Raw genomic sequence first — 21,921 nt, forward strand, 5'->3', positions numbered from 1 at the left:
TAGCTGCTCACATCGCCGACATTGCGCCGTTAACGCCGTTTACGCCGCGTCTGTTTTACTTTCGTTTTGACGATAACTTCTGGGACGGCAGGCTGTTCTATTGGAAAAACGGGCAATGCGTTCAGTAGACGCTTACCATAATTTTTGGTCAACAAACGCTTATCATAAATCACCACTTCGCCCCAGCAGCTGTGGCTGCGAATCAGGCGTCCGACCTGCTGAATCAGGTTAAAGGAGGCGCTTGGCAGACTCTGCACTTCAAACGGATAGCGGTTCAGGCTCTTCAGCCATTCGCCTTCGGTAATCACCACCGGACTGTCTATTGGTGGGAAGGCAATCTTATGAATATGTACCTGGCTGAGCAGCTCACCTTTGAGATCCAGCCCTTCGGCAAAGGACTGTAGCCCCACCAGCACGCTCCGCTCCCCTCCTTCAACGCGCTTGCGGTGCAGTTCCACCAGCCGGTAGCGCGGCTTATCGCCCTGTACCAGCAAGAGCAGGCGCAGATCGGGAACATGTTCCAGGAAACGCTGCATCGCCCGCCCGCTGGCGAACAGCACCAGCATCCCGAGATGCTTTTTACTTTCGACCTGCTCACGAAAATACGCTGCCATTTCAGCAATATGCTGCTCTTCGTTATCGATAAGCGGCTCATAGTGCATCTGCGGAATAACGATTTTGCCCTGCTCGACATGGTTAAAGGGGGAATCCAGCGCCACGAAACGGTCGCCGGCCTTCTCTTTCAACCCGCTCATCTCCTGCAGGCGTGAAAAGCTGTTCAATGAGCGCAGGGTGGCGGAGGTGACGACAATATGCGGCACGCTGCGCCACAGCAGTCGTTCCAGCTGGTCGCTGACGCGAATACCGACGCAGTGAAACCAGATATGCGGCTGACCGTCGCGCATGTCGCGCGTCACCCATTTGGTGACCGGCGCACCGGATGACTGCGCCAGCGACGCCAGCCGCCACAGCTTGCTCTGGCTTTCAAACATCCCCAGCGCACGGTTCATTTGCAGCAGAACCCGATGCAGGCGCACCACGTCGTGGCTGGCGGTTTTTTCCCCGAGGTCGTTAAGAAAGAGCTCCGCCAGCCCGCGCAACATCTCGGTCAGTTTCGCCAGGCGCAGGCAGATATCCATCACCTCCTGCGGCAACTCGCCCATTGGAAAACGGTGCTCGGCTTCCTGGCCGGCGGGCATATAGAGATTAAGGATAGCGTTCAGCGAGGCTATCAGCTCATACAGCTCCTCGCAGTGGCCGGTCAGGCGCTCGGGGTTAGCCAGCGGCGGCGTGGTTTTCGGCCGAAACTGCTCCATACAGGTCGCTATCAGCTTACTGAACAGATCCAGCTGTAGCCGGTACCACGGGGCCGTCATCTCCGCGCTCATTTCCAGCGCGTCGCGGGCGACGTCCGGCAGATGATGGCCTTCATCGAGCACCAGCAGCAGGTTTTTCGGCTCCGGCAACACGGCTTCGCTCTCCATCGCCGCCATCACCAGCGCATGGTTAGCTACCACCACTTCCGCTTCCTGGATTTCTCGCCGGGCGACGAAGAACGGACATTCGCGATAGTAGTGGCAGTTGCGATTGAGACAGCTGGCTTTGTCGGTGCTCAGACGGCTCCATAGCGCATCATCGACAGGTTTATCGGTGTGATCGCGCAGACCGTCCCAGCGGTAGCTGTCGAGGTCGGTTTTCAGCGTCGCGCACAGCTTCTGTTCAGCCTGATTATTCGGCGTGAGATCATCATCGAGAAACGCCAGCAGGTCCTGCTGCGTCGGTTCGGTGCTGGCTAGCGCGGCCAGGTTGCGCGGGCAGACGTAGCGCCCGCGACCGAAGGCGGCGGTAAAACGCAGATCGGGAATAATTTTGCGCAGCAGCGGCAGATCTTTGCTGTAGATCTGATCCTGCAGCGCGACGTTGGCGGTGCTCACCACCAGCGTTTTCTGTTCTTCACGGGCAATGGCGATGCCGGGAATCAGGTATGACAAGGTCTTCCCGACGCCGGTAGGCGCCTCAATGGCCAGGTGGCGGCCTTCTTCCCCGGCCAGCGTTTTTGCCACATCGGCAATCATCTGCCGCTGCGGCGGACGGGGAATAAAATCCGGAATCTGTTCCTGAAGCGCCTTATACCAGGCGGCGATTTGCGCTTTCAGCGCAGCGGTCAAAGCCATGAGAAAACCTGAATACTGTATAAACAGCCACTATTGTGACACTTTTTGCCTGACAGGAGGAATGACTTTCTGCGCAATGTGGAACGCAGCTCGGGATTTGTCAATGTACCGGCCGGGAATTACAGGGTTGGCGAGGGAAACATCCGAAGACAGCATGTGCGCGGCCTGCGGATGGTGTTACGTCATCCGGGCAAACCGTGTTGCCCGGATGATGTACAGGTAGCGGGAGGCGGTTACTCGGCGGCCGCAGGTTTACGCGGGCGACGGCGGCGCTGTTGCTCGCCGGCCGGTTTCGCCTCGCCGCCGCGGCGTGAAGGTTTTGCCCCGGCTTTCGGCGCTTCGCCGTCGTTACGGCGCGGCGCGGACTGGCTGCGACCCTGCCCCTGACCGCTACGGCCCTGGCTCTGGCCGCGACCGCCGCCACGCTGCTGGCGACCGTTTTGAATCGGCTCCGCTTTGATCGACGGATCCGGCGCGTAGCCGTCGATGGCGATACGCGGGATCTCTTTTTTCAGCAGACGTTCGATATCATGCAGCAGTTTATGCTCGTCGACGCAGACCAACGACAGCGCCTCGCCGGTAGCGGCTGCGCGACCGGTACGGCCGATACGGTGAACGTAATCTTCCGGTACGTTAGGCAGCTCGAAGTTGACGACGTGCGGCAGCTCTTCGATATCCAGACCGCGCGCGGCGATATCCGTCGCCACCAGCACGCGAATACCGCCGGATTTAAAGTCGGCTAATGCGCGGGTACGCGCCCCCTGGCTCTTGTTGCCATGAATAGCCGCGCTGCGGATACCATCTTTGTTCAGCTGCTCGGCCAGGTGGTTGGCACCATGTTTGGTGCGGGTAAAGACCAGCACCTGCTGCCAGTTTCCTTCACCGATCATCTGCGACAGCAGTTCCCGCTTACGTTTCTTATCAACGAAATGGACGTGCTGCGTCACCTGCTCGGAAGCAGTGTTACGGCGAGCCACTTCGATTTCCAGCGGGTTATGCAGCAGCTTTTCCGCCAGCGCTTTGATGTCGTCGGAGAAGGTCGCGGAGAACAGCAGGTTCTGGCGCTTCGCCGGGAGCTTCACCAGCACGCGGCGAATATCATGGATAAAGCCCATATCCAGCATGCGGTCGGCTTCATCAAGCACCAGAATTTCAACCTTGTCCAGGCTGACGGCATTCTGATGTTCAAGATCCAGCAGGCGTCCGGGGGTCGCCACCAGAATATCGACGCCGCTGCGCAGCTTCATCATCTGTGGGTTAATGCTCACTCCGCCGAAGACCACCAGCGAGCGAATATTCAGGTATTTGCTGTAATCGCGAACGTTTTCGCCGATCTGCGCCGCCAGTTCACGCGTTGGCGTGAGGATCAGCGCGCGCACCGGGCGACGGCCTTTAGCATGCGGCTCTTTCTGAATCAGATGCTGCAGGAGCGGCAGGGTAAAGCCTGCCGTTTTGCCGGTGCCGGTCTGGGCGCTGGCCATCAGATCGCGTCCCTGCAACACCGCAGGGATAGCCTGCTGCTGAATTGGGGTTGGCTCAAGGTAACCCTGCTCGGCGATAGCGCGCAGGATATCAGGGTTCAGGCCAAGGGAATCAAAAGACATAACAACTCCAAACCACCCCGGCCCGTGACAGGCGTAGTTTTCGGGGAGATTATTGCGAATAGAGATGGCAAAAACCACAATGCCATAAAGGGGCGCAGTCTAGCAGGTTTTGTGACGCAGCGCATAAATATCCCCTCTGAGCCTCTGCGCCGGATAATCCTCGCCACGGGCGTCTTGCCAGAATCATGCGGAAAACGCGCAAGAGAGTCGCCACTGTGCTGGACAGTATCGCCAACGGGACATACTCTTAATCAATCGATTGATTAATTTTTATAGTGCGATGATGACAACCCCTGTGACAAGCAAAGGCGAACAAGCCAAAAGCCAGCTCATTGCCGCAGCCATCGCCCAGTTCGGCGAATACGGCCTGCACGCAACCACCCGCGATATTGCCGCGCAGGCCGGGCAAAATATCGCGGCGATCCCCTACTATTTTGGCTCCAAGGACGATCTCTATCTCGCCTGCGCCCAGTGGATTGCCGATTTTATCAGCCATAATTTTCGTCCGCATGCCGAAGCGGCGGAAACGCTGCTGGCGGCACCTTCGCCGGACAGGGCGGCGATTCGGCTACTGATTCTGCGCGCCTGTCAGAATATGATTTTGCTGCTGACCCAGGATGACACGGTCAATTTGAGCAAATTCATCTCCCGCGAGCAGCTTTCCCCTACCCCGGCCTACCAGCTCATCCACGGTCAGGTGATCGCGCCGCTCCATCGCTACCTGACCCGCCTGATCGCCGCATTTACCGACCTTGATGCCGATGACACGCACATGATTCTGCACACCCACGCGCTGCTGGGTGAGATTCTCGCCTTCCGCCTCGGGCGGGAAACTATTTTGCTGCGTACCGGATGGACGCAGTTCGACGAAGAAAAAACTGAGCAAATTTACCAGGTTATCGCCTGCCATATTGATTTCGTTCTGCAAGGATTATTGCAAAGGAGCCAGGGATCATGAAAAAACCCGTCATCATCGTTCTGTTAGCACTGCTGCTGATTGCCGCATTCGGCGGCGGCTGGTGGTGGTATCAAAGCAGCCAGCAGAGGGAGCTGACCCTGTATGGCAACGTCGATATTCGCACCGTGAACCTGAGCTTCCGCGTCGGCGGACGGCTGGCCTCGCTGAACGTTGATGAAGGCGATAAGATTCAGTCCGGGCAAATATTAGGTCAGTTGGATCGCGCCCCATATGAGAACGCCTTACAGCAGGCCCAGGCGAATGTCTCCACCGCTCAGGCGCAATATGACCTGATGATGGCCGGCTACCGGGCGGAAGAGATAGCCCAGGCCGCCGCCGCCGTCAAACAGGCGCAGGCCGCGTACGATTACGCGCAGAACTTCTACCAGCGCCAGCTGGGGCTGCGTCAGAGCAGCGCCATCTCGGTTAACGATTTGGAAAACGCGCGCTCCTCCCGCGACCAGGCTCAGGCGACGCTGAAGTCCGCGCAGGACAAGCTAAGCCAGTATCGCGCCGGCAACCGTCCGCAGGAAATCGCCCAGGCTAAAGCCAGCCTTGAACAGGCGCAGGCGGCCCTGGCACAGGCCAGACTCAACCTGCACGATACCACGCTTACCGCCCCGTCCGACGGCACGCTGATGACTCGCGCCGTCGAACCGGGCAGCATGCTCAGCGCTGGCGGCACGGTCATGACGCTGTCGCTGACTCACCCGGTATGGGTCCGTGCCTACATTGATGAAAAAAATCTCGGCCAGGCGGTGCCCGGACGAGAAGTGCTGCTCTATACCGATAGTCGCCCGAATCAGCCCTGGCACGGCAAAATTGGCTTCGTGTCGCCGAGCGCCGAATTTACGCCGAAGACCGTAGAGACGCCGGATTTACGGACTGACCTCGTCTATCGCCTGCGTATTGTCGTCACCGATGCCGATGATTCGCTGCGCCAGGGGATGCCGGTGACCGTCACCTTCGGCGGCGGGAACGGACATGAGTGAGGACGTTATCACGCTCAGCGGGCTAACCCGCAGCTTCCCCGGCATGGATCGGCCCGCCGTGGCGCCGCTTAACTGCACCATCCGCGCCGGCTATGTGACCGGCCTGGTCGGCCCTGACGGCGCCGGGAAAACCACCTTGATGCGCATGCTCGCCGGGCTACTGAAGGCCGATGACGGCACCGCCAGGGTGATCGGTTTCGACCCGATTGCCGACGACAGCGCCCTGCACGCGGTGCTCGGCTATATGCCGCAAAAATTCGGCCTCTACGAAGACCTGACGGTCATGGAAAACCTCACGCTGTATGCCGACCTGCGCAGCGTTACCGGCGAGACGCGCAGGAAAACCTTCGCCCGCCTGCTGGAATTTACCTCCCTCGGCCCCTTTACCGACAGGCTGGCCGGGAAGCTTTCCGGCGGGATGAAGCAAAAACTGGGCCTCGCCTGCACCCTGGTGGGCGAGCCAAAAGTCCTGCTGCTCGATGAGCCAGGGGTCGGGGTTGACCCTATCTCCCGTCGTGAACTGTGGCAAATGGTGCACGAACTGGCGGGCGACGGGATGCTGATCCTCTGGAGCACCTCTTACCTTGATGAGGCGGAACAGTGCCGCGACGTCCTGCTGATGAATGAAGGCCAGCTGCTTTATCAGGGCGAGCCGAAAGCGTTGACCCAAACCATGGCCGGGCGCAGTTTTCTGGTCTCCAGCCATGAAGAGAATAACCGTCGCCTCCTGCAACGCGCGCTGAAGCTGCCGCAGATCAGCGATGGCGTGATTCAGGGGAAATCGGTCCGCCTGATCCTCAAAAAAGAGGCCACCGTTGAAGAGGTACAGAGCAGCGATAGCATGCCGACGCTGGAGATGACCGAAACCGCACCGCGCTTTGAAGACGCCTTCATCGATCTGCTGGGCGGCGTCGCGACCGCGGAATCGCCGCTGGGCGACATTATCCATCGCGTAGAGGGTACGGCCGATGAAACGGTGATTGCAGCGCAGAGCCTGAGCAAAAAATTCGGCGACTTCGCCGCCACCGACCACGTCGATTTCAGCGTCAAGCGTGGGGAAATTTTCGGCCTGCTTGGCCCCAACGGCGCCGGCAAATCCACCACTTTTAAAATGATGTGCGGCCTGCTGGTGCCGACCTCCGGCAAGGCGCTGGTACTGGGAATGGATCTGAAAGTCAGCTCCGGGAAGGCGCGCCAGCATCTCGGCTACATGGCGCAGAAGTTTTCGCTGTACGGCAACCTGACCGTGGAGCAAAACCTGCGCTTCTTCTCGGGCGTTTACGGTCTGCGCGGCCGGGCCCAGAACGAGAAAATCGCCCGGATGAGCGACGCCTTTGGTCTGAAAAGCATCGCCAGCCATGCGGCCGATGAGCTGCCGTTGGGCTACAAGCAGCGTCTGGCGCTGGCCTGCTCGCTGATGCATGAACCCGATATTCTGTTTCTCGATGAGCCGACATCAGGTGTCGACCCGATTACCCGCCGCGAGTTCTGGCTGCATATTAATAGCATGGTGGATAAAGGGGTGACGGTGATGGTGACGACCCACTTTATGGATGAGGCCGAATATTGCGATCGCATTGGCCTGGTGTATCACGGCAAGCTGATCGCCAGCGGCACGCCGGATGCGCTCAAAGCACAGGCGGCAAACGATCAACAGCCCGATCCGACGATGGAGCAGGCCTTTATCACTCTGATTCACAACTGGGATAAGGAGAATGCCGGTGAGCGCTAAAATTCTGTCATGGCGCCGCGTGCGCGCCCTGTGCGTCAAAGAGACGCGGCAGATAGTCCGCGACCCCAGCAGCTGGCTGATTGCGGTGGTCATTCCGCTGCTGCTGCTGTTTATCTTCGGCTACGGGATCAATCTCGACTCCAGTAAACTCAAAGTCGGCGTCCTGCTGGAACAACAAAGCGAAGAGGCGCTGGATTTCGTCCACGCCATGACCGGCTCACCCTATATTGACGCCACCGTCAGCGACAATCGCCAGCAGCTGATTGAAATGATGCAGGCCGGGCGCATTCGTGGACTGGTGGTCATCCCGGTGGATTTCGACCGGAAGATGGCGCGCCCCGGCGATAATGCTCCCATCCAGCTGATTACCGACGGCAGCGAACCCAATACCGCCAACTTTGCCCGGGGCTACGTGGAGGGCATCTGGCAAATCTGGCAGCAGCAGCGCGCGCAAGACCGCGGGGAAACCTTCGAACCGCTGATTGATGTCCAGATGCGCTACTGGTTTAACCCCGCGGCTATCAGCCAGCACTTTATTATTCCCGGCGCCATTACCATTATTATGACGGTGGTCGGCGCGATTCTGACTTCGCTGGTGGTGGCCCGCGAATGGGAGCGCGGGACCATGGAGGCGCTGCTGTCGACGGAAATCACCCGCGCAGAGCTGCTGCTGTGCAAGCTGATTCCCTACTATTTCCTCGGCATGCTGGCGATGCTGCTGTGTATGCTGGTGGCGGTGTTCATCCTCGGCGTGCCGTTTCGCGGTTCGCTGGTGGTTCTGTTCTTGATAACCAGCCTGTTTTTGCTCAGCACCCTCGGGATGGGGCTGCTCATTTCGACCATCACCCGTAATCAGTTTAACGCCGCGCAGGTCGCGCTGAACGCCGCCTTTCTGCCCTCGATCATGCTCTCCGGGTTTATTTTCCAGATCGACAGCATGCCGGCGGTGATCCGCGCGGTGACCTATATCATCCCGGCGCGCTATTTCGTCAGCACGCTGCAAAGCCTGTTTCTCGCCGGTAATATTCCGCTGGTGCTGCTGGTGAACACGCTGTTTTTAATTGCCTCGGCGGTGATGTTTATCGGTCTGACCTGGCTGAAGACCAGGCGTCGACTGGATTAATTCTGGCGCTCGTATTGTGCCCGGCGACGCTTGCCGGACCTGCGGGCCGTGTAGATCGGGTAAGCACAGCGCGACCCGATATGAGGAAGGTACTATGTTTCATCGCTTATGGACCTTGATTCGTAAAGAGCTGCAATCGCTGCTGCGCGAGCCGCAAACGCGCGCCATTTTGATTATGCCGGTGCTGATTCAGGTGCTGCTGTTTCCCTTCGCCGCGACGCTGGAGGTGACCAACGCCACCATAGCCATCTACAACGAAGACAATGGTCGTCACGCGGTAGAGCTGACCCAGCGTTTCGCCCGGGCCAAAGCCTTCACCCATGTGATGATCCTCAAAAGCCCGCAGGAGATCCGCCCGACGATCGATGAGCAAAAAGCGCTGTTGCTGATCCGCTTCCCGGCGGACTTCTCGCGCAATCTCGACACCAACCAGCCCGCGCCGCTCCAGCTCTTACTCGACGGCCGCAACTCGAACAGCGCGCAGATCGCCGCCAACTATCTCCAGCAGATAGTCAAAAACTATCAGCAGGAGTTGCTGGAAGGGAAAGCGAAGCCGAACAACAGCGAGCTTATCGTGCGCAACTGGTATAACCCGAATCTCGATTACAAATGGTTTGTGGTGCCGTCGCTTATCGCCATGATCACCACCATCGGCGTGATGATCGTCACCTCTCTCTCGGTGGCCCGCGAGCGGGAGCAAGGCACGCTCGATCAGCTGCTGGTTTCGCCGCTGGCCACCTGGCAAATTTTCGTCGGCAAAGCGGTTCCGGCGCTGATTGTTGCCACGCTGCAGGCGAGCATCGTACTGGCTATCGGCATCTGGGCGTATCAAATCCCGTTCGCCGGTTCGCTGCTGCTGTTTTACTTTACGATGGTCATTTACGGTCTGTCGCTGGTGGGGTTCGGCCTGCTGATTTCATCGTTGTGCTCAACCCAGCAGCAGGCTTTCATCGGCGTTTTCGTCTTTATGATGCCGGCTATCCTGCTTTCCGGCTACGTCTCACCGGTTGAGAATATGCCGCAGTGGCTGCAGGACGTGACATGGATAAACCCGATTCGTCACTTTACTGATATCACCAAGCAGATTTATTTGAAGGATGCGAGTCTGGAGATTGTATGGGGAAGTTTGTGGCCGCTACTGGTCATAGCGGCCACAACGGGTTCAGCGGCATATGCGATGTTCCGCAGAAAGATCGCCTGATCCCCGTCATCGTTCAGGCTGCCTCGGCGTTGGCTTCCTTACTCACCCCGGTCACATAGCTATCTATGCTCCCGGGGATTCGTCGCGTCGCCGCCTTGATGCAGTCCGAACGCTTTAGGGGATCCTTGCTATCGTTCAGCCTGCCTCGGCGTTGGCCTGATTACCCGGTCCGTCCTGGGCCTCGCCACGTCGGCCCGTTCGCACAGCTATCTGTGCTTCTGGGGATTGGCAGCGTTGCCGCCTTGTTGTAGCCCGAACGATTTAGCGTATCTGTTTTTATCTTTCGCCAACAGCGACACCACTGCCGGGCCTGCCAGAATCGCCACCCCGGCGACGGCCAGCAGCAGATTATTGTGCAGCACGCGCGAAAGTAGCCACAGCACGATAACCGCCACGCCAAAGTACCAGGTGGTGGTGAGCTCCTCAAGGAAGTCACCGACATCACGCCAGCGGGCTTCCTGGTGGCGCTGTAAAAACAGCATCGACAGTAATGTGACGCCGTACAGTACGCACAGCCCTAATCCGACGCGAACCAGCGCGCCACTCATCCAACCCATCACCAGTACTGCCACGACCAGTAGATGCAACATAATCTGCCAGCAACTGAGGCCAGTTGCGACGCGTACACGTTGTTGCCACTTCATGGCTTCTCTCCTGAAGGATCTTTATCTGTAACTCAGAGTACCGCACTTTACGGAAAATTCCGGAACACCGCATCTTTTTGTGACACCTACTACACTATTTCATTCAGGAAAGTGACATTGACCGGAGAAACATGGCTGAGCAAACGGGCGGATTTTCGTTAAACGTGCTGACAATTAACATTCATAAAGGCTTTACGACGTTTAATCGACGCTTCATGTTGCCGGCACTGCGCGACGCCATCCGCAGCGTCAGCGCCGACATCGTCTGTCTGCAGGAAGTCACCGGGGCGCATGAGATTCATTCGCTGCAGATCGAAAACTGGCCGGATCGCAGCCATTATGAGTTTCTTGCCGATAGTCTGTGGAGCGAATACGCCTACGGACGCAACGCGGTCTATCCGGAAGGGCATCACGGCAATGCCGTGCTCTCCCGCTTTCCTATTGAATATACGGAAAATGTTGATATCTCCGTTGGCGACAGCGAAAAGCGCGGTCTGCTCTACTGCCGGATTGTAGCGCCGCAAAGCGCGGCGCTACACCTGTTTTGTGTGCACCTCGGCCTGAGGACGCGGCAGCGATCGGCCCAGCTGGCGATGCTCGCCCGGCGGGTCAACGACCTGCCCGCCCGGCAGCCGGTGGTGGTGGCCGGCGATTTTAACGACTGGCGCCAGCAGGCCAACCGGGTGCTCAAGTCGCAGGCCGGGCTGGAGGAGATCTTTACCCGCGCCCATGGCCGCCCGGCGAGAACCTTTCCGGCGCGTTTTCCGCTCCTGCGCCTTGACCGGATCTATGTGAAAAATGCGCATGCCAGCCACCCGACGGCGTTGCCGCTTCGACCCTGGCGTCACCTCTCCGATCATGCCCCGCTGAGTGTGGAGATTCATTTATGAAATGCCGCTGGCAGGAAGGAAACCGCATTCTGCTTCTGGAGAACGGCGATAACTATTACCCGGCGCTGTTTGCCGCCATCGCCCGCGCGCAGCGAAAAGTGATCCTCGAAACGTTTATCTGGTTTGAAGATGACGTGGGCTGGCAACTACACGCCGTGCTGCTAAAAGCCGCACGCCGCGGGATACGGGTCGAAGTGCTGCTCGACGGCTACGGTTCTCCCGATCTGAGCGAGCGTTTCGTCAATGAACTGAGTGCCGCCGGCGTGATTTTTCGCTACTACGATCCGCGCCCGCGTCTGTTCGGCATGCGGACCAATCTGTTTCGCCGCATGCACCGCAAAATCGTGGTGATCGATGAGACGACGGCCTTCGTCGGGGGCATCAATTACTCCGCCGAGCATATGACCGACTACGGCCCGGAGGCAAAACAGGACTATGCCGTTCAGGTGGAGGGGCCGGTGGTGCAGGATATCCTGCAATTTGAGCTGGAGAATCTCCCGGCCAGCGAAGAGACCCGCCGCTGGTGGCGTCGGCGTCGCCACCAGCCGGCGATCAACCGCAGCCCCGGGGAAGCACAGGCGCTGTTTGTCTGGCGGGATAATCACGAACATCGCGATGATATTGAACGCCATTATCTCAAGATGCTGGCTAACGCCCGCCGGGAAGTGATCATTGCCAACGCCTACTTTTTCCCCGGCTACCGGCTGCTGCATGCGATGCGTAACGCCGCCCGCCGCGGCGTGCGGGTTAAGCTGATTGTGCAGGGCGAGCCGGATATTCCGATCGTTAAAGTCGGCGCCCGCCTGCTGTATCGCTACCTGGTCAACGGCGGCGTACAGGTTTTTGAGTATCAGCGCCGACCGCTGCACGGCAAAGTTGCCCTCGCCGATGACCATTGGGCTACCGTCGGCTCAAGCAATCTTGACCCGCTCAGCCTGTCATTAAATCTGGAAGCCAACCTGATTATCCACGATCGCCAGTTTAACCAGACCTTACGCGATAACCTCAACGGGCTGATCGCCGAGGACTGCCAGCAGGTGGACAAATCGATGCTGCCAAAGCGCAGCTGGTGGAATTTGGCTAAGAGCGTGCTGGCATTCCACTTTCTGCGTCACTTCCCGGCATGGATAGGCTGGCTGCCTGCCCATACGCCGCATCTGGCGCGGGTGCGCCCGCCGGTACAGCCAGAAATTGAGACTCAGGATCGACTGGATGCGACGAATCAGGAGGTGAAACCCTGATGGCAAAATCGTCCCCTCGCAGGCGGATGGCGAAAAAGATCTTCACCGTCATTTTCCTCCTCGCCGTCACCGCTCTGCTGGTGGTTTACGCGCAAAAGGTGGACTGGCCGGCGGTGTGGAAGGTGATTCGTCACTATGATAGTGCCGTCCTGCTCGGCGCTATGGGGCTGACGATAGTAAGCTACCTGATTTATGGCTGCTACGACCTGCTGGGGCGCGCCTGGTGTGGACACAAACTGGCTAAACGGCAGGTGATGCTGGTGTCGTTTATCTGCTACGCCTTTAATCTGACCCTCAGTACCTGGGTAGGCGGTATCGGGATGCGCTACCGCCTCTATTCGCGCCTGGGTTTGAGCGGCGGGACCATTACCCGTATTTTCTCATTGAGCATTACCACCAACTGGCTGGGCTTTATTCTGCTGGGCGGCGTCATTTTCACCGCCAATCTGGTGGCGCTACCGGCGCAGTGGTATATCAGCCAGGGCACGCTACGGCTCATCGGCGGCGGGCTGCTGGCGATGAGCGCGCTTTATCTGTGGGCCTGCGCGTTCGCCCGCCGACGCCATCTGACTCTTAAAGGCCAACGGCTGGTACTGCCGTCATGGCGGTTCGCTCTGCTGCAAATGGCGCTTTCGGTGGCCAACTGGATGGTGATGGGCGCGATTATCTGGCTGCTGATGGCGCAGCAGGTTGATTATTTCCTGGTGCTGGGCGTGCTGCTGGTCAGCAGTATTGCCGGCGTCATTGTGCATATTCCCGCCGGGATCGGCGTGCTGGAAGCCGTTTTTATCGCCATGCTTTCCGCCGGGTCGATTAGCCGTGGCGAGATTATTGCCGCCCTGCTGGCCTGGCGCGCGCTGTATTACTTTTTGCCGCTGCTTATCGCTACCGTCTGCTATCTGCTGCTGGAGAGTCGGGCGAAAACGTTACGCGAAAAGAATCAGCGTAAGCTGGCGGACGGATAGGAGAGATGGCCGGAGATAATCTGCGCTCCCCGGGCCAGATACAGCCCGGGGACCCAAAGCCTTAACGGCGGTTGCCGAAAATACGCAGCAGCATCAGGAACAGGTTGATAAAGTCCAGATACAGCGTCAGCGCGCCGAGAATGGAGTACTTACGCAGCGTTGAGGTGTCGCGGGTATCGATCTGCTCGCCGATGTTTTTCAGCTTCTGCGTGTCGTAAGCGGTCAGGCCGACAAACACGATCACCCCGATATAGGTAATTGCCCACATCAGCGCTTCGCTCTTCAGCCAGAGGTTGACCAGCGAAGCCAGGACGATGCCAATTAAGGCCATAAACAGCATGTTGCCAAAACCGCTAAGATCGCGCTTCGTGGTATAGCCGTAAAGGCTCATTATCCCAAACATCCCGCCGCTGACCACAAAGGTGCTGGCAATCGACGAATAGGTGTAGACGAGGAAGATACTGGATAGCGTCAGTCCGGTCAGCGCCGAATAGAGCATAAACAGCGTAGTCGCCATCCCAGCGCTCAGGCGCTGCACCATCCCGGAGAGCACGAAGACCAGCGCCAGCTGGGCGATAATTAAACCAAAAAAGGTTATTTTGCTGGAAAAGACGAACATCATGACCGCCGGCGTATTGGCGGCAAACCAGGCAATGAATGCCGTCAACAGCAGCCCGACCGTCATCCAGCCGTATACCTGGGCCATATAGGTTTGCAGGCCGCCGCGCGCCTGAACAATAGAATCTGAACGAGGGAATCTGTCCATGACTGTCTCCTGATTAACACGTTTTATCTTATTAAGCGTATCACACTACCAGCGCTCTGCCGCCTGGCGATCGCTATCGCGCGCATCTACCCAGCGTTCGCCTTCCGCTGTCGCTTCCCGTTTCCAGAACGGCGCGCGGGTTTTCAGGTAATCCATAATGAATTCCCCGGCGGCAAACGCGCTGCTGCGGTGCGCGCTGGTCACGCCAACAAACACAATCTCTTCGCCAGGCCACATTTCGCCGATGCGGTGAATCACCGTCACCCGGCCGAGCGGCCAGCGTTCCCGCGCCAGTTCAACGATTTCCGCCAGCGATTTCTCCGTCATTCCCGGATAGTGTTCGAGGGTCAGCGCCTTCACGCTGTCCCCGAGATTGTGGTTACGTACTTTTCCGGTAAACGTGACCACCGCGCCGTCTTCATCGCGCTCGGCCAGCCACGGATATTCGTCGCCGACGCAAAAACGATCGCGACTGACGATGATGCGAGTCTGCGTCATTTAACCTCCCGTAACCGGCGGAAAGAACGCCACTTCGTCGCCGGACACCAGCGGATGGTCAAAGGGGGTCAGCGTCTGGTTTACCGCCGCCAGCAGCTTGCCCTCTTCCAGCGCCAGCGCCCAACGTTCGCTGCGACCGGCAAGCTGACGCCGCACGGTTTCGACCGTCGACAGCGCATCGACCTCGAGGGTCAGGGATTCGGTGCCAACCAGTTCGCGCACCTGGGCAAAAAACAGAACCTTAATCATGCGTCTCGTCCGCCTTGAAATCCCCGGATTTGCCGCCGCTTTTCGCCAGCAGACGCACCGGGCCAATCACCATATCTTTTTGTACCGCTTTGCACATATCGTAAATCGTCAGCGCCGCCACGGAGGCGGCGGTCAGCGCTTCCATCTCCACGCCGGTTTTGCCGGTCAGACGGCACAGCGACTCGATGCGTACCCGGTTGTGTTCCGGCTGAGCCTGCAAATTGACTTCGACTTTACTCAGCATCAGCGGATGGCACAGCGGGATCAGCTCCCAGGTGCGTTTTGCCGCCTGGATACCGGCGATACGAGCGGTGGCGAAGACATCGCCTTTGCGGTGGCTGCCGTCGATGATCATCGCCAGCGTCGTCGGGCGCATTTCAACATAGGCTTCAGCCCGGGCTTCGCGTACCGTCTCGGCCTTGGCAGAAACATCGACCATGTGCGCCTCGCCGGCGGCGTTAATATGGGTGAGTTGTGACATCGCTTATTTCTTAAGATGAGAGATAAAGTTACAGGGCCGCGTACGGGCATCCAGCTGCGGGGCAATGATATTTTCCCACGCGGTACGGCAGGCTTTGGTTGAGCCCGGCATGGCAAAAATCAGCGTGCGATTCGCCATACCGGCAATGGCGCGGGATTGCAGCGTCGATGTACCGATTTCCTCGAAGGACAGCATGCGGAAAACTTCGCCAAACCCTTCGACTTCACGGTCAAACAGCGGCCGCAGCGCTTCCGGCGCCTGATCGCCATCGGTAAACCCGGTTCCACCGGTGATCAGCACCACCTGCACATCATCGCTGGCTATCCACGCCGAGACCCGGGCGCGGATGTCGTAGCGGTTCTCTTTAACCATCGCCTTATCGACAATATGGTGGCCCACCTCCTGCGCCGCATCACGCAGCCAGTGACCAGAGGTATCATCCTCTTCGCCGCGTCGGCTGGAGACGGTGAGAATAGCAATACGGGTTGGGGTAAACTCAGCGCTGGCCTGACTCATCTGTTCGCTCCTTTAGAATGAATTATCCGCCAATATACGACAGGTTTTGCGTAATACCGGTGTTGCCCTGATGCAGGAAATGGGTTTGTTTTTTCTGGGTTAATGCTTCGGAGATGCGCGCTTCCAGCGCCGCCTGCTGCTGGTCCTCGACAAGCAGGTCGCGCAGTTCCACGCCGCCGTCGCCGAACAGACACAGATGCAGTTTGCCTACGGAGGAGACACGAAGACGGTTGCAGCTGGCGCAGAAATCCTTCTCGTACGGCATGATTAAGCCTATCTCCCCGGCGTAGTCCGGGTGACAAAAGACCTGGGCCGGACCGTCGCTGCGTTGGCTGATTTGGTGAATCCAGCCGCGACGCAGCAGTTCATTGCGCAGCACGATGCCGGAAATGTGGTGGCGTCGGAACAGGTCGCTGCCCTCGCCGGTTTCCATAAGCTCAATAAAACGCAGCTGAATACGTCGGGGCTGGATCCACGCGAGGAAGGTATCGAGCTGATGATGGTTCACATCGCGCATCAGCACGGTATTGACCTTCACCTTCTCAAAACCGGCGGCAAAGGCGGCATCAATACCGTCCATCACCTGGTGAAATTTATCCTGCCCGGTAATGGCGTGAAACTGGCGCGCATCAAGGCTGTCAACGCTGACGTTAATCGCCGTCAGTCCGGCATCACGCCACCGGCTGACGTCGCGCGCCAGGCGATAGCCATTGGTGGTGACCGCTATCTGGCGAATCGCGCGGTTTTCACCTACGGCGGCGATGATATCGGCAAAGTCGCGGCGCAAAGAGGGTTCGCCGCCGGTCAGGCGCACCTTCTCGGTGCCGAGCGCAGAAAACGCGCGCGTGACCCGGCGTACTTCATCAACGCTGAGAAAGCCTTTGTTGGTGACCGCGCCGGGCTTGTAGCCATCCGGCAGGCAGTAGGTGCAACGAAAGTTACACACATCGGTAATCGACAGGCGCAAGTAATAAAACTTACGCGCAAATGCATCGGTAAGCTGTGAAGCCATATACACCTTTCCAAATACGGGAGACGCGGTCATTTCTTCCCGCGCCCTGGTGACAAGCGAAGCTGTCACGGCCAAAGCACCATATCTTGCGACACAGGCACAGAGGCTAGAGTGTTAACTGGTTATGCCGATAGTAGCGCGGAAACGACTGTTTCGCCATTTCCGCTTTCGTTATATAATCATGTATATATCGAGGCAATCGTGCATTTTCGTTACAGAATAGCTAAAAACCAGGCTTTTGCATTGATATCGGTCATTTTGTCAGGATCCGGGCATCGTCTTTTAGGGGTAGATCGGTTACTGTGAGCCCGTTCAACAGAGATAAGGAATGTGTATGCGCACTCGTACGTTCGCCGATCTTGATCGCGTAGTGGCACTTGGCGGGGGGCACGGTCTGGGCCGGGTGATGTCGTCGCTCTCATCGCTCGGCTCACGTCTGACCGGGATCGTCACGACTACCGATAACGGCGGTTCCACGGGGCGAATTCGCCGTTCCGAAGGCGGTATAGCCTGGGGAGATATGCGCAACTGCCTTAACCAGCTGATCGCCGAACCCAGTATTGCCTCGGCGATGTTTGAGTACCGTTTCGCCGGTAATGGCGAACTTTCCGGGCATAACCTCGGAAATCTGATGTTAAAGGCCCTCGATCACCTGAGCGTACGGCCTTTAGAGGCGATTAATTTAATCAGAAATCTGCTAAAAGTGGACGCATTCCTGATCCCGATGTCGGAACAACCGGTGGATCTGATGGCCATTGACCACGAAGGTCATGAAGTCTATGGCGAAGTCAATATCGACCAGTTGCCAGGTGTCCCGAAGGAGCTGATGCTCACTCCGCCGGTGCCCGCCACCCGCGAAGCGGTAGAGGCCATCGCGGAAGCCGATTTAATCCTGATTGGGCCCGGAAGTTTCTACACCAGCCTGCTGCCAATTCTGCTGCTCGATGAGATGGCGCAGGCGCTGCGCCGGACACCGGCGACAATGGTCTTTATCGACAATCTAGGCAAAGAACATAGCCCGGCGGCGAATCTGACGCTGGCGGACAGGGTCGGGATTATGGAGCGCTATATTGGCAAGCGGGTGATCGATGCCATCGTCGTTGGACCGAAAACCGATACGAGCGGACTGGAAAACCGGGCGATCGTTCAGACCCCGCTGGATGCCGCGGATGTCCCCTATCGCCACGACCGGATGCTGTTACGCAACGCGCTGGAAAAAGCTATCCAGACCTTAGGTTAGCTCGCGGCCAGCGAGAAGAAGCGGGTAATGACGCGTCAGACCTTTATATTAAAATGTTAAGGTTGTCTTAAAATAAAAGTGGCACCATGGCAACTATCTTAGTCCCAGGATAGTTGCTATGTCGTTATTCGCTTTACGTCGGCCGGTCATGAGCCGTACGGTTTATCTGATTATTTTTGCCCTCTATGTCGGGCTGTTGCTCAATCTTGCGTTTTATCGACAGGTGTTCACCCTGCTGCCGGTAAACGGCCTGCACAACTGGCTGGTATTCCTCAGTATGCCGGTGGTTGCCTGCAGCGTGATGAATATTCTCACCACGCTCGCCTCTTTCCTCAGGCTCGACCGCCTCGTTATTAGTCTGTTTATTTTGCTCAGCGCCTCGGCCCAGTATTTTATCTGGACCTTCGGGGTCGTCATCGACCGCGCCATGATTACCAACATTCTGGATACCACGCCGGCGGAAAGCTTCGCCCTGATGTCCGTTAAAATGGTGCTGACGCTGGGACTGTCCGGTGTGCTGATGGTCGCCCTGGCCTGGTGGATAAAAATCAGTAAAGCCAAAACGCTGTGGCGCAGCATCGCGGTACGTCTGCTGAATATCCTCGTCTCGGCCCTGCTGATCGTTCTGGTCGCGGCGCTGTTTTATAAAGATTACGCCTCGGTCTTTCGCAACAACAAAGAGCTGGTGAAATCCCTGAGCCCCTCGAACAGCATCGTCGCCATCAACTCGTGGTACGCGCACAATCAGATGGACAACCTGCCGCTGGTAAAAATTGGCGAAGATGCCGTGCAAAAAACCGAAATGCACAGCGGCCCGCGCAAAAATCTGACCATCCTGGTGCTGGGAGAGACATCGCGCGCGCAAAATTTCTCGCTGGGCGGCTATGAACGCGAGACCAATCCGCGACTCAAACAAGATGATGTCATCTACTTTGCCAACACCACCTCGTGCGGCACGGCCACCGCGGTGTCGGTACCCTGTATGTTCTCCAACATGCCGCGCGCGCATTACGATGAAGAGCTGGCCCACCATCAGGAAGGCGTTCTCGACATTCTGCAACGCGCCGGGGTTCGGGTATTGTGGAACGACAATGACGGCGGCTGTAAGGGCGCCTGCGATCGCGTCCCGCATCAGAACGTGACCGACCTGAACCTGACCGGCCAGTGCATCGATGGCGAATGTTACGATGAAGTGCTGTTCCATAATCTGGAGAACTACATCGACAATCTGCAACAGGACGGGATTATCGTGCTGCACACCATCGGTAGCCACGGCCCGACGTATTACAATCGCTACCCTGCTGAATTCAAAAAATTCACCCCAACCTGCGATACCAACGAAATCCAGAGCTGTACCCAGCAGCAGCTGACGAACACCTACGATAATACGATTCTGTATATCGATTATATGGTTGATAAGACGATAAAATTACTGCAGTCGAAGCAGGATAAATTCACCACCAGCCTGGTTTACCTCTCCGACCACGGTGAATCGTTGGGTGAAAACGGCGTCTATTTACACGGACTGCCGTGGTCAATCGCCCCGGAAACGCAAAAGCACGTGCCGATGCTAATCTGGTTATCTCCGGATTATCAACAGCGCTATGGCGTTTCCAGCCAGTGTCTGCAACAAAGAGCTAAAACAGACCCTTACTCTCAGGATAATCTGTTTTCCACCTTGCTTGGACTTCTTGGGGTCAATACCCACGAGTACCAGGCAGCCGATGATATTTTAACGCCGTGCAGAAGCGAGACCGCCAGATGAAAATCTTAGTCATTGAAGACGACGCACTCCTGTTACAAGGCCTGATCCTGGCAATGCAAAGCGAGGGATACGTCTGTGACGGCGTCGCCACTGCGCACGAGGCCGCCTTGTCCCTCGCCAGCAACCATTACAGCCTGATCGTACTCGATCTCGGCCTGCCGGATGAGGATGGCCTGCACTTCCTGACGCGAATGCGCCGGGAAAAATTCAGCCAGCCGGTTCTGATCCTGACCGCCCGCGATACCGTTGAAGACCGCATCAGCGGTCTCGATACCGGCGCGGATGACTATTTAGTGAAACCTTTCGCCCTGGAAGAGCTGAACGCCCGTATCCGCGCGCTGCTCCGCCGCCATAATAACCAGGGCGACAACGAAATGGCCGTGGGCAACCTGCGACTGAACATCACCCGTCGCCTGGTGTGGCTGGGCGGCGAGGCGCTGGACCTGACGCCGAAAGAGTACGCCCTGCTCTCTCGCCTGATGATGAAAGCGGGCAGCCCGGTACACCGTGAAATTCTCTACAACGATATCTACAGCTGGGACAATGAACCCGCCACCAACACGCTGGAGGTTCATATCCATAACCTGCGCGAAAAAGTGGGCAAAGCCCGCATTCGTACCGTCAGAGGGTTTGGCTATATGCTGGTGAATAATTCGGGAACGGAATAACGCTATGGCACTGTTCGCAAGCGAAACCTGGACCATGCGTCACCGCCTGCTGCTGACAATCGGCGCTATTCTGGTGGTCTGTCAGTTGATCAGCGTTTTCTGGTTATGGCACGAAAGCAAAGAGCAGATTCAGCTGCTGGTGGAGAGCGCCATTGACCGACATAACAACCAGAAGCACATCGAACACGAAGTGCGCGAAGCGGTCGCCAGCCTGCTAATACCCAGCCTGCTGATCGTCGGCCTGGCGCTGTATATCAGTCTGGTGGCGGTGAGAAAAATCACCCGGCCGCTGTCGAATCTGCAAACTGAGCTTGAAAGCCGGACGCCGGATAACCTGCAGCCGATTACGCTGACGGAGTCGGTTCCGGAAGTGACGGCGGTGACGACGGCGATTAATCAGCTGGTTTCTCGCCTGAACTTAACCCTCGATCGCGAACGGCTGTTCACCGCTGACGTCGCGCACGAGCTGCGCACCCCGCTTGCGGGACTGCGTCTGCATCTGGAGCTGATGGCGAAAGTGCATCACGTGGAGGTGAGTCAGTTGCTCCAGCGTCTGGATCAGATGACCAACAGCATCTCACAGCTGCTGCAGCTGGCGCGCGTCGGGCAGTCATTCTCCGCCGGGAGCTACCAGCGCGTGCTGCTGAAAAAGGATGTGGTCGAGCCGATTCGCGGTGAGCTGGAGAGCATGCTGGAACAACGCCAGCAAACGCTGGAGCTCTCCTTCCCTGACGGAGATGACAACAAGGATGTTGTTGTCTCCGGCGATGCCACCCTGCTGCGCGTTGTGCTGCGTAATCTGGTGGAGAACGCACATCGCTATAGCCCGGCGGGGTCGAAGGTAAAAATCGCCGTACAGGCCGGTACAACGCCGGTTATGGCCGTGGAAGATGAAGGTCCAGGGATTGATGAAGCGAAAAGCGGCGAGCTGAGTAAAGCTTTTGTCCGCATGGACAGCCGCTATGGGGGCATTGGCCTGGGATTAAGTATTGTGACGCGCATCGTTCAGCTGCACGAGGCCCAGTTCTTCTTACATAACCGCCAGCCGGGCCCCGGCGTCCGGGGCTGGATTCTGTTTCCTAAGTCTTCGCGTTAGAAAGTCAGCACCCACTGATGGAAAAAAGCGACAATCACGCCAAAAGCGCAGATAACGGCCAGAGACTCACGGAAGGTTAATTTTTGCATGACACTATCCTTATCAG

General features: G+C 57.7%; 21 protein-coding genes and 1 riboswitch. Of the genes, 12 read left to right on the plus strand and 9 right to left on the minus strand.

Features of this window, described 5'->3' with window-relative positions:
* Positions 1-29: 29 nt before the first annotated feature.
* Positions 30-2,174 (minus strand): ATP-dependent DNA helicase DinG, encoded by a 2,145-nt coding sequence (gene dinG / locus Electrica_RS17410; protein ID WP_131047715.1) that lies wholly within the window; start codon positions 2,172-2,174, stop codon positions 30-32.
* 233 nt (positions 2,175-2,407) lie between these two features.
* Entirely contained in the window at positions 2,408-3,778 is a 1,371-nt protein-coding gene (gene rhlE / locus Electrica_RS17415) for an ATP-dependent RNA helicase RhlE (RefSeq protein ID WP_141965053.1), read from the minus strand.
* Positions 3,779-4,058: 280 nt separating this feature from the next.
* Here rhlE and cecR point away from each other — a divergent pair, with 280 nt between their 5' ends.
* The 5 genes from cecR (at position 4,059) to Electrica_RS17440 (ending at position 9,784) form a co-directional block, all read left to right on the plus strand.
* Positions 4,059-4,736, plus strand: coding sequence for a transcriptional regulator CecR (gene cecR / locus Electrica_RS17420; protein WP_100684059.1), 678 nt, complete (start codon positions 4,059-4,061; stop codon positions 4,734-4,736).
* Entirely contained in the window at positions 4,733-5,728 is a 996-nt protein-coding gene (gene hlyD, locus Electrica_RS17425; protein ID WP_131047714.1) for a secretion protein HlyD, read from the plus strand. The genes cecR and hlyD overlap by 4 nt, the downstream gene beginning before the upstream one ends.
* Positions 5,721-7,460, plus strand: a complete 1,740-nt coding sequence (locus Electrica_RS17430) for an ATP-binding cassette domain-containing protein (RefSeq protein WP_141965054.1) — start codon at positions 5,721-5,723, stop codon at positions 7,458-7,460. Before hlyD ends, Electrica_RS17430 begins: the two co-directional genes overlap by 8 nt.
* Positions 7,450-8,583 (plus strand): ABC transporter permease, encoded by a 1,134-nt coding sequence (locus tag Electrica_RS17435; RefSeq protein WP_165457119.1) that lies wholly within the window; start codon positions 7,450-7,452, stop codon positions 8,581-8,583. The genes Electrica_RS17430 and Electrica_RS17435 overlap by 11 nt, the downstream gene beginning before the upstream one ends.
* Positions 8,584-8,677: 94 nt before the next feature.
* Complete coding sequence (locus Electrica_RS17440) at positions 8,678-9,784, plus strand: ABC transporter permease (RefSeq protein WP_100684063.1); 1,107 nt, start codon at positions 8,678-8,680, stop codon at positions 9,782-9,784.
* 206 nt (positions 9,785-9,990) lie between these two features.
* Here the strand turns inward: Electrica_RS17440 and Electrica_RS17445 are convergent, their stop codons facing one another.
* Complete coding sequence (locus tag Electrica_RS17445) at positions 9,991-10,428, minus strand: YbhQ family protein (protein ID WP_100684064.1); 438 nt, start codon at positions 10,426-10,428, stop codon at positions 9,991-9,993.
* Between the two features lie 131 nt (positions 10,429-10,559).
* On the opposite strand from Electrica_RS17445, the gene Electrica_RS17450 reads away from it, so the two are divergent.
* Genes Electrica_RS17450 through Electrica_RS17460 form a run of 3 tightly spaced genes read left to right on the plus strand, consistent with a single transcriptional unit; the run spans position 10,560 to position 13,524 of the window.
* Positions 10,560-11,318, plus strand: coding sequence for an endonuclease/exonuclease/phosphatase family protein (locus tag Electrica_RS17450; RefSeq protein WP_131047711.1), 759 nt, complete (start codon positions 10,560-10,562; stop codon positions 11,316-11,318).
* Positions 11,315-12,559 (plus strand): cardiolipin synthase ClsB, encoded by a 1,245-nt coding sequence (gene clsB / locus Electrica_RS17455; protein ID WP_100684066.1) that lies wholly within the window; start codon positions 11,315-11,317, stop codon positions 12,557-12,559. The genes Electrica_RS17450 and clsB overlap by 4 nt, the downstream gene beginning before the upstream one ends.
* A complete protein-coding gene (locus Electrica_RS17460) occupies positions 12,559-13,524 on the plus strand; it encodes a lysylphosphatidylglycerol synthase domain-containing protein (RefSeq protein ID WP_131047710.1) in 966 nt (321 codons plus the stop codon). Before clsB ends, Electrica_RS17460 begins: the two co-directional genes overlap by 1 nt.
* Positions 13,525-13,585: 61 nt before the next feature.
* Here the strand turns inward: Electrica_RS17460 and Electrica_RS17465 are convergent, their stop codons facing one another.
* The 6 genes from Electrica_RS17465 to moaA form a co-directional block, all read right to left on the minus strand.
* On the minus strand, positions 13,586-14,290 hold the full coding sequence (locus Electrica_RS17465; protein ID WP_141965055.1) for a Bax inhibitor-1/YccA family protein: 705 nt from the start codon (positions 14,288-14,290) through the stop codon (positions 13,586-13,588).
* Between the two features lie 45 nt (positions 14,291-14,335).
* Entirely contained in the window at positions 14,336-14,788 is a 453-nt protein-coding gene (gene moaE, locus Electrica_RS17470) for a molybdopterin synthase catalytic subunit MoaE (RefSeq protein WP_100684069.1), read from the minus strand.
* Entirely contained in the window at positions 14,789-15,037 is a 249-nt protein-coding gene (moaD, locus tag Electrica_RS17475; protein ID WP_130943332.1) for a molybdopterin synthase sulfur carrier subunit, read from the minus strand. It lies immediately after the preceding gene.
* Positions 15,030-15,518 (minus strand): cyclic pyranopterin monophosphate synthase MoaC, encoded by a 489-nt coding sequence (moaC, locus tag Electrica_RS17480; protein WP_141965056.1) that lies wholly within the window; start codon positions 15,516-15,518, stop codon positions 15,030-15,032. The genes moaD and moaC overlap by 8 nt, the downstream gene beginning before the upstream one ends.
* A gap of 3 nt (positions 15,519-15,521) precedes the next feature.
* A complete protein-coding gene (gene moaB / locus Electrica_RS17485) occupies positions 15,522-16,034 on the minus strand; it encodes a molybdenum cofactor biosynthesis protein B (protein WP_141965057.1) in 513 nt (170 codons plus the stop codon).
* Positions 16,035-16,056: 22 nt separating this feature from the next.
* Positions 16,057-17,046: a GTP 3',8-cyclase MoaA gene (moaA, locus tag Electrica_RS17490; protein WP_141965058.1), complete on the minus strand. Its 990-nt coding sequence runs from the start codon at positions 17,044-17,046 to the stop codon at positions 16,057-16,059.
* Positions 17,034-17,172: riboswitch (molybdenum cofactor riboswitch) on the minus strand. (Overlaps the previous gene by 13 nt.)
* 208 nt (positions 17,173-17,380) lie before the next feature.
* Between moaA and yvcK the strand changes: the two genes are divergently transcribed.
* The 4 genes from yvcK to pmrB all read left to right on the plus strand — a co-directional run bounded on the left by yvcK (position 17,381) and on the right by pmrB (position 21,815).
* Positions 17,381-18,286, plus strand: coding sequence for a uridine diphosphate-N-acetylglucosamine-binding protein YvcK (yvcK, locus tag Electrica_RS17500; RefSeq protein ID WP_100684075.1), 906 nt, complete (start codon positions 17,381-17,383; stop codon positions 18,284-18,286).
* Positions 18,287-18,404: 118 nt separating this feature from the next.
* Entirely contained in the window at positions 18,405-20,051 is a 1,647-nt protein-coding gene (gene eptA, locus Electrica_RS17505; RefSeq protein WP_141965060.1) for a phosphoethanolamine transferase EptA, read from the plus strand.
* On the plus strand, positions 20,048-20,719 hold the full coding sequence (gene pmrA / locus Electrica_RS17510) for a two-component system response regulator PmrA (RefSeq protein ID WP_094898452.1): 672 nt from the start codon (positions 20,048-20,050) through the stop codon (positions 20,717-20,719). The genes eptA and pmrA overlap by 4 nt, the downstream gene beginning before the upstream one ends.
* A gap of 4 nt (positions 20,720-20,723) precedes the next feature.
* Positions 20,724-21,815 (plus strand): two-component system sensor histidine kinase PmrB, encoded by a 1,092-nt coding sequence (pmrB, locus tag Electrica_RS17515; protein ID WP_131047706.1) that lies wholly within the window; start codon positions 20,724-20,726, stop codon positions 21,813-21,815.
* Positions 21,816-21,921: the final 106 nt, after the last annotated feature.

Source organism: Klebsiella electrica (assembly GCF_006711645.1).
GTDB classification, from domain to species: domain Bacteria; phylum Pseudomonadota; class Gammaproteobacteria; order Enterobacterales; family Enterobacteriaceae; genus Klebsiella; species Klebsiella electrica.